Consider the following 16,309-nt stretch of genomic DNA (forward strand, 5'->3'; position numbering starts at 1 on the left):
TCACAGGCCCTTCGGGCGGTACGGGTGTGCGGTGCCCGTGGTCCCGTCCACGCGAAGGCGCACCGAGCTGTGGAAGGTGTCGCCCGGTCGTGGGTCGCGGGGCCGCCACCCGGGTCCGGCAAGCGCCCAGGGCCACGGGTGTGGATGGATGGCGCCCTCGACGGCGTACGCCTCCGGCAGGGGCTCGCCGACTCCTGCGCCCAGCATCTTCTCGTGCCGTGCAGCGTCCAGCTGCAGCCCAGCCTTGTCGGCCTCACCGGTCATCCATGCCAACGTGATGTCGGCGAGCCGATGGTCCGGGTACAGGCCGCCGACGTCGCTGTGCACCCCCGGGAACCAGGCCTCTGCCAGCGCGCCTCCGCGCTGGGCGAGCTGCTCGGGGTCGAACCGGTAGACCGCGTACGGGCCGCGGTTCTCGTCCAGGGCCATCGCGTGCCGGCCGACCGCGACGTTGGAGACCTTGCGGGTGAACGGCCAGTGGGCCTGCTCGAACTGGGCTTTGAGGTTGAGCCAGCCGACGAACTTCACCGTGTCCCACACGCCGAGGAAGGCCACGTTGCGGGCGAAGCGGTTGAACTCGGGGTTGCCGAAGCCCTCACCGAAGTCCTGCCGCTGGGCCCAGAAGCGCTTCTCCTGCGCCTCGCTCGGGTCCGGCGCGGTGTTCCTCGCATACAGCTTCAACGCATACGGCACCAGGTTCTCGGCCCCCGGGCGCAGCAGCCCCACCGTGCGGAGCATCCCCGTCAGCGCCAACGACGTGTACGCGCCACGACTGAACCCGAACACCATCACGCGGTCGCCCGGCCGGTAGTGGTTCATCAGCCACGTGTACGCCTCGGCGATGTTGTCCCGGATGCCGTAGCCGACGACCAGACCCGCCGCCCGCGTGGCCGCCTGTCCCGCCCGGGTCGTCGCGCTCCGGGCTCCCATCGTCCCCACACCCGGGTCGTAGTACACCAGCTGATCGTCGTTCTTCACGCACAGGTCGTAGATCCGGGCGACGTTCGTGGAACCGGTCTCCGGCTCGTTCGCGGTGCCGTCCAGGCAGACCACCAGGTTGCGACCCACACCGAACCTCCGATCCCGGCACCCACCGCACGGCTCCCCACGCGCGCCGCGCTCCGTACCACCTGAAGGAGACGGGGAAGCCGACTCCTGATACTCCTCGGACCCCTGCCAGGACGCAACGAGGTGTCGGTTTCGAGCCCGTGCTGCTGCCCGGAGAGAGAGTCCGTCAAGCCGTGGCTCGCGTTGGCTGGTATCGCAGGGCGACCACCCCCGACTGGAACTGCCGGCGATCCATGAGCTGGAGCTGGATGCGTTCGCGCAGCCCGGAGAGCAACGTCGGCCCGTGTCCGGCAAGGACCGGCTGCACCAGGAACACGTACTCGTCGATCAGCCCCAGATCTGCCAACGCCAGGGGGAGCGTCACGCCACCCACGAACAGGCCCTCGCCCGGCTCCTGCTTGAGCCGCTGGACCATCTGCGCCAAGTCGCCTCGCACCAGCTCGGCATTCCAGTCGACACCGTCCAGCGTGCTCGACACGACGTACTTCTTCGTCCGGTCGATGGCCTCGGCGAAGGGGACCTGCCACTCACCCATCCAGTCCGGCCACGCGCCCGTGTCCGGCTTGCGCCATGCCGACTCCATCATCTCGTACGTCACCCGGCCGAAGAGCAGGGCGTCGGCGCGTTCCATCTCAGCGGTCCAGTAACGCATCGACTCCTGGTCGGGGGCGAGCCCTGCCTCGTGGTGGCAGCAACCGTCGAGTGTGACGTTGATCGAGTAGCGGAGTGGTCTCATGTCGGTGGTCTCCATGTGAAGTGCGCGGCCCGCCTTCACCAGACCGTCCTGGAACCACTGTCGGCGCCATCCCTCATCTCCGCCATCCCTCATCTCCGCCATCCCTCATCTCCGCCATCCCTCATCTGCGCCATCACGCAGCGGCATCTGGCCCGGGCCGCGCGTCTTTCGCCGCCGGTGGGACGGTGGGCCGGTGGTGCGCAGCGGTCGTGCAGCGGCTAGACAGGGGACGTGCCCCACGACCCGAACGACCACTTCGTCCACGTCCGCGGAGCCAGCGAGCACAACCTCAAGAACGTCGATGTCGACCTGCCACGTGACGCGATGGTGGCCTTCACCGGGGTCTCGGGGTCGGGCAAGTCGTCGCTGGCCTTCGGCACGCTCTACGCGGAGGCGCAGCGTCGCTACTTCGAGTCGGTCGCTCCCTACGCCCGCCGGTTGGTGCAGCAGATGGGCGCCCCCCACGTGCAGGAGATCACGGGGCTGCCGCCGGCGGTGGCGTTGCAGCAGCGCCGCGGCGCCCCGAGCTCACGCTCCAGTGTCGGCACGCTCACGACCTTGTCCAACCTCCTCCGAATGCTCTACTCACGCGCTGGCACCTACCCCGCCGGCACGGATCGCTTAGCGGCAGAGGCGTTCTCGCCCAACACCGTGGCCGGCGCCTGCCCTCGGTGCCACGGCCTCGGGGAGGAGCACGACGTCAGCGAGGAGCTGATGGTGCCGGACACCTCCCTGACCATCCGCGAGGGCGCGATCGCCGCGTGGCCCGGCGCCTGGCAGGGCGCCAACCTGCGCAGCATCGTGACCGGCCTCGGCATCGACGTCGACAAGCCCTGGCGGTCCCTGAAGGCGAAGGACCGGCAGTGGCTGCTGTTCACCGACGAGCAGCCGAAGGTCTTCATCAAGCCCGAACGTGACCGCGTCGACCACGGCTACCACGGCCTGTTCTGGAGCGCCCGCGCGCACGTCCACCACGTCCTGGCCACCTCCAAGAGCCAGATGATGCGGGACAAGGCGATGCGCTTCATGCGCAGCGTCCCCTGCCCGGACTGCGGGGGCAGCGGGCTGCGTCCGGAGGCGCTGAGGGTGACGTTCCGGGGCCTGAGCATCGCCGAGGTGAACGCGCTGTCGTTCACCGAGCTGGTCGCCCTCCTGCAGCCGGTGGCCGGGCTGTCCGAGGCCGCCGCGGCGACGCCGGCAGCCGACTCCGGTGAGGCGACCGAGGTGGCGGTGCGGCTGTGTGCCGACCTCGTCGCGCGGGTCCGGGTGCTGCTCGACCTCGGGCTGGGCTACCTCTCGTTGGGGCGCAGCTCCACGACGCTGTCACCGGGCGAAGCGCAACGCCTGCGCATCGCCACGCAGCTGCGGTCGGGGCTGTTCGGGGTGGTGTACGTCCTCGACGAGCCCTCGGCAGGGCTGCACCCGGCCGACGCGGCTCCGCTCCTCGACGTCCTCGAGACGCTCAAGGGTTCGGGCAACTCGCTGTTCGTCGTCGAGCACGACCTCGACATCGTGCGTCGAGCCGACTGGGTCGTCGACATCGGCCCGGGCGCCGGTGAGAACGGTGGGCAGGTCCTGTACTCCGGGCCGGTCGCGGGCCTCGAGCAGGTGGCGGACTCCGTGACCGGAGCACACCTCTTCGGCCGGGTGGAGGCGCCGCCCCGCCCCCAGCGCGTCCCCCAGGGGTGGCTGCACCTGCGGGGCATCAGCCGGCACAACCTCGAGGACCTCTCGGTCGACGTGCCGCTGTGCGTCATGACGGCGGTGACAGGGGTCTCCGGCTCGGGCAAGTCGACCCTGGTCACCCAGGTGCTGGCCGAGCTGGTGCGCCGTCACCTCGGGCAGGCCCCCGACGATGCCGAGGACACCGAGCTCGAGATCGACGTCGACGAGGCCACCGGGCTGGAGTCCTTCGACCGGCTCGTGCGCGTGGACCAGCGCCCGATCGGCCGCACCCCGCGCTCCAACCTGGCGACCTATACGGGCCTCTTCGACGCCGTGCGCAAGGTGTATGCCGCGACGCCGGCAGCCCGTGAGCGCGGGTACGGCGCGGGTCGCTTCTCGTTCAACGTGGCCGAGGGGCGGTGCGAGACGTGCCAGGGGGAGGGCTTCGTCACGGTCGAGCTGCTCTTCCTGCCCGGCACCTATGCGCCGTGCCCGGCCTGCCACGGGGCGCGCTACAACCCCGAGACCCTGGAGATCGAGTACCGGGGCAAGAACGTCGCGGAGGTGCTCGCCATGTCGGTGGACGAGGCTTCCGAGTTCCTCGCCGACGTGCCGGCGGCCGCGCGCAGCCTGATGACGCTGGGTGAGGTCGGGCTGGGTTACCTGCGTCTGGGGCAACCCGCCACCGAGCTCAGCGGCGGGGAGGCCCAACGGATCAAGCTGGCAACCGAGCTGCAGCGCGCGCGTCGAGGGCACGCGCTCTACCTGCTCGACGAGCCGACGGCAGGGTTGCATCCCGCCGACATCGCCCTGCTGTTGCGCCAGCTGCACCGGCTGGTGGACGCGGGCAACACCGTGGTGCTGGTCGAGCACGACCTCGACACGATCATCAGCGCCGACTGGGTCATCGACCTGGGTCCACGCGGCGGGGACGAGGGCGGTCGCGTGGTGGCTACGGGCACACCAGAAGAGGTTGCCCGGGCCGAGGCCAGCGCCACCGCGACGTACCTGGCCGCCCGCCTCTCGTCCCACGGGTGACACAGGTGCAGTCCGCCGGCAGGACCTATCCGCGCACGTGGGGTGCAGAGTGCACTCGTACGCCGTCCCGGGATTGTTCTGCCGGGGAGCCGACAGCGTCAGTCGTCTTCGACCAGGTCCATGCGTAGTAGACGACACCGCCCAGCAGAGCGACCTCGGCGAGGCTGCCGACGATGTAGTAGCTCCACTCGCCGATGGCGCCCCCCGCGATCGTGACTGCGTAGAGGACGGCCGCGACGAGGTTGGCCATCCGCGTGGCCCTCACCGGCAGGACGAGGCTCAGGAACACCATCAGGCTGGGGACCAGGACGTAGATCGTCACGCCCAGCAGGAAGCCCTGTCCGATGGTGAAGGCGAACATCTTGCCGGCTGCGATGTCCGCCCGTACGTCGGCTCGGAATGAGCTGAACAGGTCCACGTACGCAAAGACGAACAGCATGGACGTCCACAGCGCGGAGATCTTGGTTCTTGGGCTGATCCAAGGGTCCTGGTAATGGTTCCTGGCGGTCACGGTTGCCTCCCAAGGGCCGTTCGGGCTTGGGCGCCCGACAAGGCGGGACTGTCCCGCTGGTCCAAGCATTTCGGCCCGCTCCACCTCTCGGCAGAGGCACAGGTCCTGCGGCGAGGGGCCGCCCACGCTGCGACGTCAGGCTGTCCCGGGTGCGTCGTGAGCCGCAGCCGTCAGGACGAGAACGAGAACGAGGACGAGCCCGAGCAGGAACGCGGCCGTGCCCACGGACACCGTGGCCAGCACGATGCGCCGAGAGCGGTCGACCGCCTGCGGACTGCCGACGTAGACGATCTTGGTGGGGTCGGCGTTGGCCAGCTGCATCGACGCGGCGGCGAGCTTGGCGTCCGCTGCGTCGAGAGCCTGCACGGCGACGGTCCGAGCGGTCGTCAGCGTCCGGTACCCGGTCATCAGTGGCGCGAAGCGGGTCAGCTCGGCCTCAGCAGCGGCGATGGAGGTCGCCATGGCAGCCGCTCCCACGGCGTTGCCGGCAGCGCGGGCGAACGCCTGCTGCTGCACGAGCCCGTCGACCCGGGCGAGCTGCGCCTCATACGCGTTCTGCGGGTCGGCCACGGCGTTCCTGGCGGTGAACTGGCTGATGGCGGCGGTGGCCGCTGCCACGGCCCGCTGCGCTCCGTCGACTGCGGCCTGAGCGGACTGCACCTGGCTCTCGAAGAGGGTATGCAGCGTCTGGACGGTCACGTCCTCGAGGATCGGGACGACGGTGTCCTCGTCCATGCTGGTGTACGCGACGGCGACGCTGGCGCTCGACCCGCGCTGCGTGACGACGAGTCCTGCAGCGAGGTCGTCCGGGGAGACCTTCGTCCTGGCCACCACCGCACTGCGCACCACCGGGCCGGAAGCGGTGGCCTCGAAAGCAGAGACGAACTGGGTGACCCCCTGCGCGCCTGCGTACTGGGTGTCCAACCCGCCGACGAGGGCTGACGGGTCGACCACCGCCGTCGCCGTGTACTCGACCGGCTGGGGCAGCAACAGCCCCACCGTGGCCGACATCGCCAGAAGGGGTAGCACGATGACCAATGCAAGCAGCGGCCTGGCTGCTGTGAAGAAGCCCAAAACCCCCATGGTCACACCTTTCTCGGCATGGCTCCCCGTCCCGGCGGAGTCCACCCCGTCCTTGCCATGCAGCCGGCTCCGCCGCCAACCGCGCACCGCGGGCGGCATGCCGCCAGTGCTCACCTGCAGGACGGCCCGCATGGCGCCCAGTGCGTGGGCCCCGCTCCTGCTCGTGCAGACCCATCCACACCGATCACTTCGTCCATCCTTACAGGCCCGACCAGACCGACACTTCCCTCATTTCGCCTAGTCCACCTGATCCGACCCTTCTCGCGCCGCAACGCCCTCGGGACGATTGGCTCTGCCTGAGGGAGTCGCCGGAGGAGGACGGTGAGTAGGCGGCGAAAGGCCGGGTCGGGAGGTGGCCGCCATGTCAGGCAGCATCCGCGAGGCGTCACCCGCGGCGCGGCACCGTGTCGGTCGGAAGGCCGCGTCCGTCAGGGTGCGGCGAGCTCTGGTGGCCTGCGGCATCGCCTACGCGGTCCTCTACCCGCTGGTGAACGATGCGATCGCGGCGACGGTCTACGGCGGGTACAGCCGCATGTCGCAGGCGGTCAGTGAGCTGTCCGCCACCGGGGCACCGCCGAGGGCCTTCCTCACGGCGATGGGCCCGGTCTTCAGCGTGTTGCAGTTGGGGTTCGGGGTCGGGATGTGGCAGTCCGCGCACGGCGCGCGGGCGATCCGGATCGCCGGTGCCCTGATGCTGGGACACGGCGTCATGAGCTTCTTCTGGGTCCTCGCACCCATGTCCCGCCGCGAGGTGATCGCCACCGGGGGCTCCACGTCGGCTGACACCATGCACCTGGTCCTGGCTGCCGGAACCGGCATCTTCGTGGCGTCCTACGTGGCGGTCTTCGCGGTCGCCTTCGGCTGGCGCTTCCGCGCCTACTCGGTCCTCACACTTGCCGTCGCACTGGTCTTCGGGAGGCTCAGCGCCCAGGTCGACCGCCTGGAAGCAGGGGACCCCACCCCATACATGGGCCTGTTGGAGCGGATCGGGATTGGGGCGTGGCTGCTGTGGTTGGCAATCGCCACCGTCGTCCTGCTTCGACGCAACGCCCACAATGCCGCTGGCGGCGTGCCATGACCCGACGCCCCTCGGGCACCCAGTCGCAGGCGCACCGCGCGTCACCCGACCCGACTTGGCGGCTTCTGTACCGGCTCGGCGCCTGGGCAGCCGCAGCGTACGTGGTCATGGTCCTCATTCCGCTGGTTCTGCTCGCCACCGTCCCCATCCCTCCGTCGTCTGGCGCCGCGCTGTTGGAGTACATCGGCACCCACCGCGTGGTCTACCTCGTGGAGCTCGTGTGCTTCGTCGGGCTCAGCGTCCCGGCCCTGGTCGTGTTCAGCGCCTGGGCCATGGCGCTCAAGCACGTGGACAAGTCGCTGGCGCTCGTGGGTGGGCTCTTCGGGATCGCCTCCGAGGTCACCGCCCTGGCAGTCGGCAGCAGTCCGCAGTCGCTCAACGGCGGACTGCTCACGTTGAGCACCGCCTACGAGTCGGCGTCCACGGCCGACCAGCGCGCCGGCCTGGCCAGCGCCGCAGACGCGGTCATCGCCACGACCAACGCGATGTCCTGGGCCGGGGTCCTGACCGCAGCCGGGATCCTGGTGCTCTCCTTGGTGGCATGGCGCGGCCCCGTGCCCGCACGCGTGGCGGCATTCGGCATCCTGACCGGAGCGGTGGGCATCGTGGCCGAGGCTCTCCGTCCGGTGATCGGGGATGGCTACCTGCTCTACGGCCTTCTCCTGCCGGTCTGGTTCGCCCTGACCGCATGGACCTTGCACACCCTCGGACGCCGTCCCCCGGCTCCTGTCACCGGGAACCCTCGCATCTGAAGGCGGGCCCGAGCGGGCTGCCAGACTGAGTGCAGCCGCTAGCGGACCGCGTCGCGGATGACCTCCTCCAGCGCCTGCCGCACCTCCTGGGGATCGACGGCCATGGCGTTCTCGCCGACCGTGACCTCGAACCGGCTGCTTCGCGGCGACGTCGTGGGACGCGGGTAGAGGAACAGCTCGAGTCCCCGGCGCTCGACGAACCGGGAGTGCGCTGCCGCCAGCGCCTCGGGCGGCACGGGGACGATGACGTGGAACAGGGGCGTCTGCGGGGGATCGGGGACGACCTCGACGCCCGGGAGGTCCTGGAGGACCGCCGCGAGCTCCTTGGCCCGCTGCCAGAAGGCCGGCATCCGGGGGGCGAGGGTGTCGAGCCCGATCTCCGCCGAGACCGCCAGCGGCCAGGCGTGGTGCAGCTGCCCGCCCAGCCGCGCGCGCCACTCACGAGCCTGGTCGACGAGGTCGAACGGCCCCGCGAGGACCGCCCCGGCGAGACCTTCGAGACCCTTGTAGAGGGAGACGTAGACCGTGTCGAAGAGGGCGGCGATCTCGGCGTGCGGGCGACCGTAGAACGGCTGTGCCTCCCACAACCGTGCGCCGTCGAGGTGCGCCGCGACGCCTCGGTCGCGCGTCCAGGACGTCTGCGCGACTAGCTCCTCCCACGATGGGAGGCGGCCGCCGAGGTCGCGCTGCGGCAGCTCGAGGAGCACCGCAGCCAAGGGCTCGCGGACGGCCTCGAGGTCCTCGAGCGTGACGAGTCGGTCGTGGTCGCCGAGCAGCATCCCGTGCAACTGGTGGACGACCTCGTAGCCCTTGCGCTCGTGCACCTCGATGTGCGCCCTGGGATGAAACCCGATGGTGCGGCAGGTGCGGGCGTCGGCGTGCAGCCGCAGCGCGACCTGCGTGGCCATCGCCCCCGTCGGCATGAACACCGCCGCCTCCTTGCCGAGCAGGTCGGCCACGCGCTCCTCCAGCCGCGCCACGGCGCCGCCCCGGCCGTAGGTGTCGAGGTCGCCGTCTTGGACACGCGCCTGGAAGTCGCGCAGGCGACGGGTCGGCGCGCGGCGCTGCTGCCCGTGCACGGAGAGGGAACGCTGCGGCTGCGCAGGGTCGGTGGGGGTGGCGTGGGGCTCCATGACGCCCATCCTGACCCACGGTGGGCGGTCCGCGGCGTCGCCTCGGTCAGGCCGTCTGTGGTGTGGCGGGGTGCGATCGCGCCCACGCCACGATCTCGTCCGGCTGGTTGATCGCGGTGCCGTCGTCGAGCACCAGGACCGGGACGAAGAACGATCCCGTCAGGGCGTGGACCTCCCGCCTCACCTTGAGCTGCAGGAACGCGGGCAGGTGCTCCTGGCCCTTGGCCTTCACGGTCTGCGGGTCGTGGCCCGCCTCGACCAGCGCCTGGTGCGCCTTGTGGCAGTCGTGGTGGCTGCTGCCGTTGGTGCTCCAGCAGATGTAGAGCCTCATGCCGATCCGCCTCCTGTAGTCGTCGCGGCCCACTCGGGCGGGCTGACGGGTGTTGCCGCCGGTTCGACGACGACCGTGTCGCCGTGCCGGTGGACCACCCGCCAGGCACCGTCCTCGCGGCGGTAGACCTGCGTGGCCCGCAGCGTGTAGGTGCGCGGTTCGCCGTCGACCGAGGTCGAGGTGTGTTCGAGGCCGGCCGTGTAGGCCATGTCCCCGACCACGTCGTACGCCAACAGCTCGAACGAGTAGGACGTGCACTCGGAGAAGCTGCGGCCGAGGTCGGTGAAGAGCGCGCCCACCTCCTCCTGGCCGATCGCGGTGCGCCACGCGCCGAGGACGCTGACCGGCTCCTGCCGCGACCAGAGTGCCCGACGTGGCTCGGCGTCGCCGTCGTGCAGGGCGAGCTCCGCGGCGTGGAGGGTGCCCTCGAGCCACCGGAGGAACTGCTCCCGTTCGCCTGTCCCGCGGTCGGACTGCGGGGCGGTCACCTCGGCCCGCGATGCGGTCACCTCGGCCCGGTGAGCCGTCGCCGCGGCCTGAGGCGCGTTCACCGGGGCGCCTTCGCGAGGAGGGTCCGCGCCACCATCGCCATGCCGACTGCCGTCAGGCTCCACGCGACGAAGTCGACCTGCGGGCTGCCGAGGACCACGGTCGCCACGAAGTGCATCGGCTGGGAGACGGCGACCGCCCAGGCCGCCCACGCCGGCACCCTTCCCGACCGCAGCAGCGCCAGCCCGAGCAGGACCGTGCCGACCACGTGCCCGAGGACGAACACGCCGATCGAGATGTCGATCGTGGGGTGCGCCGCGTCCAGCACGGCCGCGCCGTCGGTGGCGCTGACGTCCGCGGTGGCGACGCTCCACAGCAGCTGGTCATAGCCCGCGAGCATGCCGAGCGAGAGGTACCCCGGCACCGACAGGGCCAAGGCCCAGGTCGTCAGGCGCGGTGCCGCGTCGCGGCATACCCGGGCCGCAGCGAAGAGACCCGGCACCAGGGTGAGGACGGCCACGTAGGTCAGCCAGACCACCGCGCTCTGCCGGCCGGGGTGGGCCTCCACGGCGGCGAGCGACGCCGCGTTGCCGTCGGCGGTGTAGTAGGGGAGGGCGAGGCGCAGGACCGCAACCGCGGCGGGGCCGACGGGGAGCAGCGCGGCGACAGCCACCAGGGACGGTGTGGCCGAGCGCGTTCGGGTGGGGGCGACGACCGTGGTCATGACGCCACCACCGCGGTGTTGCCTCGAGCGACCAGCGGGCGCAGCGGCCGCGACGGGTCGCGCAGGGCGAGGAGGCCCGCGCTGCGGATGGTGTTGGTATCCATGAGGATTCCTTTGGGTTGGATGGACCTCAACCGTCGATGCCAGGCCCACCCGAGTGGCAGGGGCCGCTTCCTGCCACGCCCGGCGGTCCGCCCGACCCGGCCGGGAAAGATTCCCGGGTGCACGCCTCGTCCGCGGCGGTATCTTCGAGCAGGACGCAGGAGGTGGTCGATGCGCACGAAGGGGCTCGCCAGCGCGATCGGCCTCATGACCGTCCTGCTGGCCGTCGGCGCGGTGGGGGCCACGCTCGCCGCGGGCTGGTCGTTCGACGACGCGGTGCAGGCCTTCGTCGTCAGCAACACCCTGATCGGCGTCAGCTTCGGCCTGTGCGGGGTGCTCATCGCCTGGCACCGGCCGGGCTCGGCGCTCGGCTGGATGTATGCCGCGGGCGGCCTCTGCCAGACCCTGTCCGCCCTCGCCGCGCCCCTGCAGGAGGTGCTCGGCGACGCGGGGGTGCCCACGTGGCTGCTGCGCCTTGATGGCGCCGTCTTCCAGTGGGCCTGGCCGGTCAACATCACGCTGGTCCCGCTCTCGCTGCTCCTGCTCCCGGACGGCCGGCTCGCCTCGCGACGCTGGCGCCCGGTGGCAGCCACCATCGCCGCGACCTGCCCGCTCTTCGTCCTCGAGGTGGGCCTCGACCCCGGGCAGCCGTCCGGCAGCCCCAGCCCGTACGGCACCCTCGGCGCGCGCACCTACGAGTCGCTCAGCTGGTTGTGGACGGTCAGCGAGGCGCGGTGGGTCCTGTCGGTGCTCGTCGGGATCGCGTGCCTCGTGGTGCGCTACCGGGCGGGCCCCGAGGTCGTGCGCCGGCAGCTGTTCTGGCTGGTCGCAGCGGCTGCAGTCATCGGGATCGCGGTGACCCCATGGGCGCTCGTCGCCGGCACGCCGCTCGCCGTGCTGTTCACGATCCCACTGCTCCCGGCCGCCGTCGCCGCGGCCGTCCTGCGCCACCAGCTGCTCGACATCCGGCTGGTGGTCGCCCGCGGGGTCACCTACGCGTTGCTCTCGGGCCTCGTGCTGGCCATGTATGCGGCCCTGGTGTTCGTCCTCACCGACGTCGCCTCCGCGCTGGTCGTCGCGCTGCTCGCGCTTCCCCTGCGCACCCGGCTCCAGGCCGCGGTGGACCGGCTCCTCTACGGCGACCGCGGTGACCCGCTGCGCGTCGCGTCGCGGGTCGGGCGCTCGCTCGGCATCAGCCTGCAGGCGACCCTCGAGGAGATCCGGACGACGCTGCGACTGCCCTATGTCGGGGTCTCCGGCGACGGCCAGGGCCTCGCTGCCGGGGGCACGCTCGAAGGACCGTCGGTGAGCCTGCCACTGGACGGCGGCGAGCTCCTCGTCGGCCTGCGACGAGGCGAGACACGACTCGCGCCCGCCGACGAGCGCATCCTCAGGCTGCTTTCGGGCCCGCTCTCGACCGCGGTGCACGCGACGGTCCTCCTGGAGGAGCTGCAGCGCTCGCGCGAGCGGCTCGTGTCCACCCGCGAGCACGAGCGTCGCCGGCTGCGCCGCGAGCTCCATGACGGGCTCGGGCCGCTGCTGACCGGCGTCGCGCTCTCCGCCGACACCGCAGCCAACCTCGCCGGCGGTGGCCCCGAAGACGCTGTGCAGCAACGTCTTTCGGAGGTCCGCACCGGAGCCAGATCGGCGCTTGCGGAGGTCCGCCGGATCGTCGACGACCTGGGATCGCCGGCGCTCGACGAGCAGGGGCTGGTCGCGGCGCTCCGTATCCGCGCCGGGCAGCTGCAGCGCCGGGCGGACGGGCAACCCCTGCACACCACCCTCGAGGCCGCCGAGCTGCCGGCGCTGCCACCAGCCGTCGAGCAGGCGGTGTACCGCATCGCCACCGAGGCCCTCACCAACGTCGTGAGGCACTCCCGCGCGGACTCCGTCGTCGTCCGGCTGGGCCACGACGGGGCCGAGCTGCACTGCGAGGTGCTGGACAACGGCGCCTCCACCGAGGACTGGCGGCCGGGCGTCGGGATCGTCGGGATGCAGGAACGGGTCACCGAGCTCGGCGGTGCCTGCGAGGTCGGCCCCGGTCCGGGCGGCGGCCACGTACGGGTCCGCGTGCCCACGGCACTCGCATGATCCGGGTCCTCGTCGCCGACGACCACCCTGTCGTGCGGTCGGGGCTCGTCGGCGTGCTGTCCACCCTGGAGGGTTTCCAGGTGGTCGCGGTGGTCGCGGACGGCCGCGCAGCCGTCCGCGAGGCGGTGATCCACCGTCCCGACGTGGCGCTGATGGACCTGAAGATGCCCGACGGCGACGGCTTCACGGCCATCCGCGAGCTGGGGCGGGTGGCGCCCGCGGTGCGCATCTGCGTCCTGACGATGTACGACGACGACGACTCGCTCTTCAGCGCGATGCGTGCCGGTGCGCACGGCTACCTGCTCAAGGGATCGGAGCAGGAGGACATTGCCGGGGCGGTGCGCGCCGTCGCGGCGGGTGAGGTGGTCTTCGGCCCCGGGATCGCGACCCGGGTCCTGAACCAGCTGACCGCCCCAGCGACCGCGGACGCACGGACGGCGGCGTTCGCGGACCTCACGGCCCGCGAGCTCGAGGTGCTCGACCTGCTCGCCTCAGCGCTGCCGACGGGCGCGATCGCCCGCCGCCTGGGGCTCAGCTCGAAGACGGTGAGCAACCACGTCTCCAACATCCTCGCCAAGCTGCAGGTCGCCGACCGCACCCAGGCGGCGATGCGCGCCCGCGACGCCGGTCTCGGACGGCCGCGTCCGCAGGACTGACGGACGACCTCAACCCGGCCGGCGTGCGAGGGTGGGCGTCGTGAGTGAGGAGCTGCCCGCCCTGACCGTCGAGGACCGCGCCGCTTGGCGAGCCTGGCTCCGCGAGCACCACGCTGGATCCCGCGGGGTGTGGCTGACCCTGGCGAAGAAGGGCGCTGCCGCGCCGACGAGCCTCACGTATGCCGAGGCGCTCGAGGAGGCGCTCTGCGAGGGGTGGATCGACGGGCAGGTCCGCAGCGGCGACGACCGCAGCTACCGGCAACGCTTCACGCCCCGTACCCCGCGCAGCGGCTGGTCCCAGCGCAACGTCGCCATCGTCGAGCGACTCATCGCGGAGGGGCGCATGCAGGCGCCGGGACTCGCGGCGGTCGAGCGCGCCAAGGCCGACGGCCGCTGGGACGCCGCGTACGCCGGGCCGGCGAGCATCGAGGTGCCGGCCGACCTCGCCGCAGCGCTCGACGCCGACCCTGCCGCGCGCGCGGCGTTCCAGGGCCTCGACAGCCGGAACCGGTACTCCGTGCTGTACCGCATCGAGACCGCCAAGCGGGCCGATACCCGGAGCCGACGCATCAAGCAGCTCGTCGCCATGCTCGCGCAAGGGGAGACCATCCACCCCAGGTCCGGGTCCACACCCGGGTCAGGGGGCGTCAGGCGCCGGGGGTGAGGATGCGGGACCGGCGCTGCACGACCCACGGGAACGGCGGACGCCACCGCTTCCACCGGCGGGCGATCACCAGCACAGGGACGCTGGCCCACCACGCGAGCGCGACGACCGGCACGGCGAAGAGGCAGAGCCACCACGGCCCGACCAGCCATCCGAGCAGCAGGGCCGCCACCGCCAGCAGGCCACCCACGACGTGGAGGACACCGACGAGCAGCAGTCCCGCGGTCTCCACCTGCTGGGCGTGGGCGAACGCCGCGTTGGCGATGTTCTCGACATCGTCCATCGAGCGCAGCGGCACCGCGACGGTGGTGCGCTCCCGCTCGGCCTCGCTCACGTGGTCCCGGTGCCGAGCCAGGACCTGGGCAGGGGAGCCGTCCGCCACCACGATCGAACGGCCGCGGGCGCAGTGGCGGGTCATCTCGGTCTCGAGGTCGGTGAGGCGCCGGCCACGCTGCATCCGCTTGGGCCACGGCGGGAAGACCGGCCAGCGCAGCTTCGTCTCGACCAGGGCACCGTCGGCCAGGAGGGTGCGCACCCGCAGGCTCGCGCCGCCGTACCAGTCGCCGACCTCCGCCGAGACCGTGCCGTCGGGGGTCACGAGGATCGGCTCGGGTCGTTCGGCGTTCTCGAGGAAGTAGCGCTGGATGTCCTGCTCGTAGGCCGCAGACCACTCCAACGACAGGTCGTGGCCGTTGTCCAGCACGAGGCAGCCGGCCGGCACGAGCCCGAGGTCCTCCAGCTCCGAGGCCAGCTCGGGGTGGTGGGCGTACTCGATCAGCCAGGGTGTGGCGCGGTACTCCGGCACGGTGTCCTCCTCCGCCGGCGCAGCAGGGCACGGGCCGCCCCCAGCCGGTCGGCGGTCACGCTAGGACGCGCGGAGCGCCGCAGTGCGTCGTTCCGCCCAAGCACCAGCCGATCGGGGGATGCGAGGAGGACCGACCGTGACCGGAATGTCCGTCAGCTCGCGGGGCCGAGGAACGAGCCGGCGAACGACCCCGCCGGCCGCAGCGCAGGCAGCAGCGCGGCCTGGTAGGCGTGGTAGACGTCCGGCTTGCCCGTCCAGACCGTCGTCGACGGCTGGTGGTGCTCGTCGAGCTCGTGCCGCCACGACCCGTCGACCCGGTCGATGAACCGGCGCTCCGCCTGGTCCCACCACACGGCGTACCAGTCGAGGTAGCCCTGCTCGCCGGTCGCCGCGCCCAGTGCCCAGGCTGCCGCGATGCCCTCGGCTAGCACCCAGTGCAGCCGGGTCCGGACGACGGGGGTGCCGTCGAAGTCGACCGTGTAGACGAACCCGTCCTCGCCGTCGACGTGCCAGCCGTCGCGCACCGCCGCGTCGAACAGCCCCTCGGCGTCCTCCAGCAGCCACTGCGGCGCGTCCTGGCCGCGGACGAGGTGCGCGGACCGCACGTGCAGGGCCAGCCGCGACCACTCCAGCAGGTGCCCGATCGTCACGCCGTACGGGCGGAACGGGTCGGCGGGGGAGTCGCGGTTGTAGTCGGGCGCAGCCACCCACGCGGAGGTGAAGTGCTCGGGCAGCCGCCACTCGGCCGGGCGGGCGACCTCGTGGACGACGCGGCGCACGATCCGCTCGGCACGCTGCAGCCAGACCGCTTCACCGGTGACGTCGTGGACGGCCAGTAGCGCCTCGACGGTGTGCATGTTGGCGTTGGCGCCGCGGTAGTCCTCCAGCGTGGTCCACGCGCGGTCCCACGACTCGGCGGCCATGCCCTCGTCCTCGCGCCAGAACCGGTCCTCGAACACGCCCACCGCGTCGGCCAGCAGCGCCTCGCCATCGGGGTGCCCGGCCGCGGTCGCGCTTGCCGCGGCCAGCAGCACGAAAGCGTGCTCGTAGCAACGCTTCTCGGGCACGGTCGGCTGCCCGGTGGCGACGTCGACCGCGGCGAACCACCCACCGTGCTCGGCGTCATACAGGGTCGTCCGCAGGGCGGCGACGCCGTGGTCGAGCTCGCGCCGGGCGTCCCCGTTGCCCCCGAGCAACTCGAGCGCTGCGACGTGCGTCATCCGGCAGGTGACCCAGGCCTCGACGGGGCGGTCGAGCACCGGCTGCCCCGTGTCGTCGAGCCAGGCGAACCCGCCCGCCGGGTGCACGGACCGGCGGCCGAACTCCCAGAGCCGGGCGCGTTCGGAGGCGAGGGTGTCGAGGTCGGGAGCCACAGGAAGCATG

At 71.8% G+C, this 16,309-nt stretch carries 16 protein-coding genes; 6 read left to right on the forward strand and 10 right to left on the reverse strand.

Features of this window, described 5'->3' with window-relative positions; translation table 11 throughout:
• Both ASG70_RS03015 and ASG70_RS03020 read right to left on the reverse strand, forming a co-directional pair.
• The gene (locus ASG70_RS03015; RefSeq protein WP_056882380.1) at positions 1-1,068 is read right to left on the reverse strand and encodes a DUF2235 domain-containing protein; all 1,068 of its coding nucleotides are present in this window, start codon (positions 1,066-1,068) and stop codon (positions 1-3) included.
• Between the two features lie 166 nt (positions 1,069-1,234).
• Positions 1,235-1,804 (reverse strand): dihydrofolate reductase family protein, encoded by a 570-nt coding sequence (locus ASG70_RS03020; protein WP_056882707.1) that lies wholly within the window; start codon positions 1,802-1,804, stop codon positions 1,235-1,237.
• Positions 1,805-2,035: 231 nt separating this feature from the next.
• Here ASG70_RS03020 and uvrA point away from each other — a divergent pair, with 231 nt between their 5' ends.
• Positions 2,036-4,507: an excinuclease ABC subunit UvrA gene (gene uvrA, locus ASG70_RS03025; protein WP_056882381.1), complete on the forward strand. Its 2,472-nt coding sequence runs from the start codon at positions 2,036-2,038 to the stop codon at positions 4,505-4,507.
• A gap of 25 nt (positions 4,508-4,532) precedes the next feature.
• On the opposite strand, the gene ASG70_RS03030 is transcribed toward uvrA, so the two are convergent.
• Positions 4,533-5,018, reverse strand: coding sequence for a DUF6326 family protein (locus ASG70_RS03030; protein WP_156399793.1), 486 nt, complete (start codon positions 5,016-5,018; stop codon positions 4,533-4,535).
• A gap of 135 nt (positions 5,019-5,153) precedes the next feature.
• A complete protein-coding gene (locus ASG70_RS03035; RefSeq protein WP_235531312.1) occupies positions 5,154-6,101 on the reverse strand; it encodes a hypothetical protein in 948 nt (315 codons plus the stop codon).
• 361 nt (positions 6,102-6,462) lie between these two features.
• Here ASG70_RS03035 and ASG70_RS03040 point away from each other — a divergent pair, with 361 nt between their 5' ends.
• On the forward strand, positions 6,463-7,179 hold the full coding sequence (locus ASG70_RS03040; RefSeq protein WP_056882383.1) for a DUF998 domain-containing protein: 717 nt from the start codon (positions 6,463-6,465) through the stop codon (positions 7,177-7,179).
• A gap of 107 nt (positions 7,180-7,286) precedes the next feature.
• Complete coding sequence (locus ASG70_RS03045) at positions 7,287-7,931, forward strand: hypothetical protein (RefSeq protein WP_235531313.1); 645 nt, start codon at positions 7,287-7,289, stop codon at positions 7,929-7,931.
• Between the two features lie 38 nt (positions 7,932-7,969).
• Here ASG70_RS03045 and ASG70_RS03050 read toward each other — a convergent pair whose 3' ends face one another.
• The 4 genes from ASG70_RS03050 to ASG70_RS03065 are packed head-to-tail and all read right to left on the reverse strand — an operon-like array spanning position 7,970 to position 10,608.
• Positions 7,970-9,064 carry a low specificity L-threonine aldolase gene (locus ASG70_RS03050; RefSeq protein ID WP_056882385.1) on the reverse strand — a complete coding sequence of 365 codons (1,095 nt, stop codon included), beginning with the start codon at positions 9,062-9,064 and terminating at the stop codon, positions 7,970-7,972.
• A 46-nt stretch (positions 9,065-9,110) separates the two neighbouring features.
• Positions 9,111-9,395, reverse strand: a complete 285-nt coding sequence (locus ASG70_RS03055) for a hypothetical protein (RefSeq protein WP_056882386.1) — start codon at positions 9,393-9,395, stop codon at positions 9,111-9,113.
• Positions 9,392-9,946, reverse strand: coding sequence for a nuclear transport factor 2 family protein (locus tag ASG70_RS03060; protein ID WP_235531314.1), 555 nt, complete (start codon positions 9,944-9,946; stop codon positions 9,392-9,394). Before ASG70_RS03060 ends, ASG70_RS03055 begins: the two co-directional genes overlap by 4 nt.
• Positions 9,943-10,608, reverse strand: coding sequence for a hypothetical protein (locus ASG70_RS03065; RefSeq protein ID WP_056882387.1), 666 nt, complete (start codon positions 10,606-10,608; stop codon positions 9,943-9,945). The genes ASG70_RS03060 and ASG70_RS03065 overlap by 4 nt, the downstream gene beginning before the upstream one ends.
• Before the next feature lie 273 nt (positions 10,609-10,881).
• Between ASG70_RS03065 and ASG70_RS03070 the strand changes: the two genes are divergently transcribed.
• From ASG70_RS03070 to ASG70_RS03080, 3 genes are read left to right on the forward strand one after another with little or no spacing between them, the layout of a single operon-like run.
• Complete coding sequence (locus tag ASG70_RS03070; protein ID WP_056882388.1) at positions 10,882-12,801, forward strand: sensor histidine kinase; 1,920 nt, start codon at positions 10,882-10,884, stop codon at positions 12,799-12,801.
• On the forward strand, positions 12,798-13,457 hold the full coding sequence (locus ASG70_RS03075; RefSeq protein WP_056882389.1) for a response regulator transcription factor: 660 nt from the start codon (positions 12,798-12,800) through the stop codon (positions 13,455-13,457). Before ASG70_RS03070 ends, ASG70_RS03075 begins: the two co-directional genes overlap by 4 nt.
• A gap of 40 nt (positions 13,458-13,497) precedes the next feature.
• Positions 13,498-14,121 (forward strand): YdeI family protein, encoded by a 624-nt coding sequence (locus ASG70_RS03080; protein ID WP_056882709.1) that lies wholly within the window; start codon positions 13,498-13,500, stop codon positions 14,119-14,121.
• Here ASG70_RS03080 and ASG70_RS03085 read toward each other — a convergent pair.
• Together ASG70_RS03085 and ASG70_RS03090 are read right to left on the reverse strand one after the other, a co-directional pair.
• Complete coding sequence (locus tag ASG70_RS03085) at positions 14,105-14,926, reverse strand: hypothetical protein (RefSeq protein WP_056882390.1); 822 nt, start codon at positions 14,924-14,926, stop codon at positions 14,105-14,107. The two genes, ASG70_RS03080 and ASG70_RS03085, sit on opposite strands and share 17 nt — an antisense overlap.
• Before the next feature lie 152 nt (positions 14,927-15,078).
• Positions 15,079-16,308 carry an AGE family epimerase/isomerase gene (locus ASG70_RS03090; protein ID WP_056882391.1) on the reverse strand — a complete coding sequence of 410 codons (1,230 nt, stop codon included), beginning with the start codon at positions 16,306-16,308 and terminating at the stop codon, positions 15,079-15,081.
• Position 16,309: the final 1 nt, after the last annotated feature.

Source organism: Phycicoccus sp. Soil748 (assembly GCF_001428025.1).
Classification (GTDB): Bacteria; Actinomycetota; Actinomycetes; order Actinomycetales; family Dermatophilaceae; genus Pedococcus.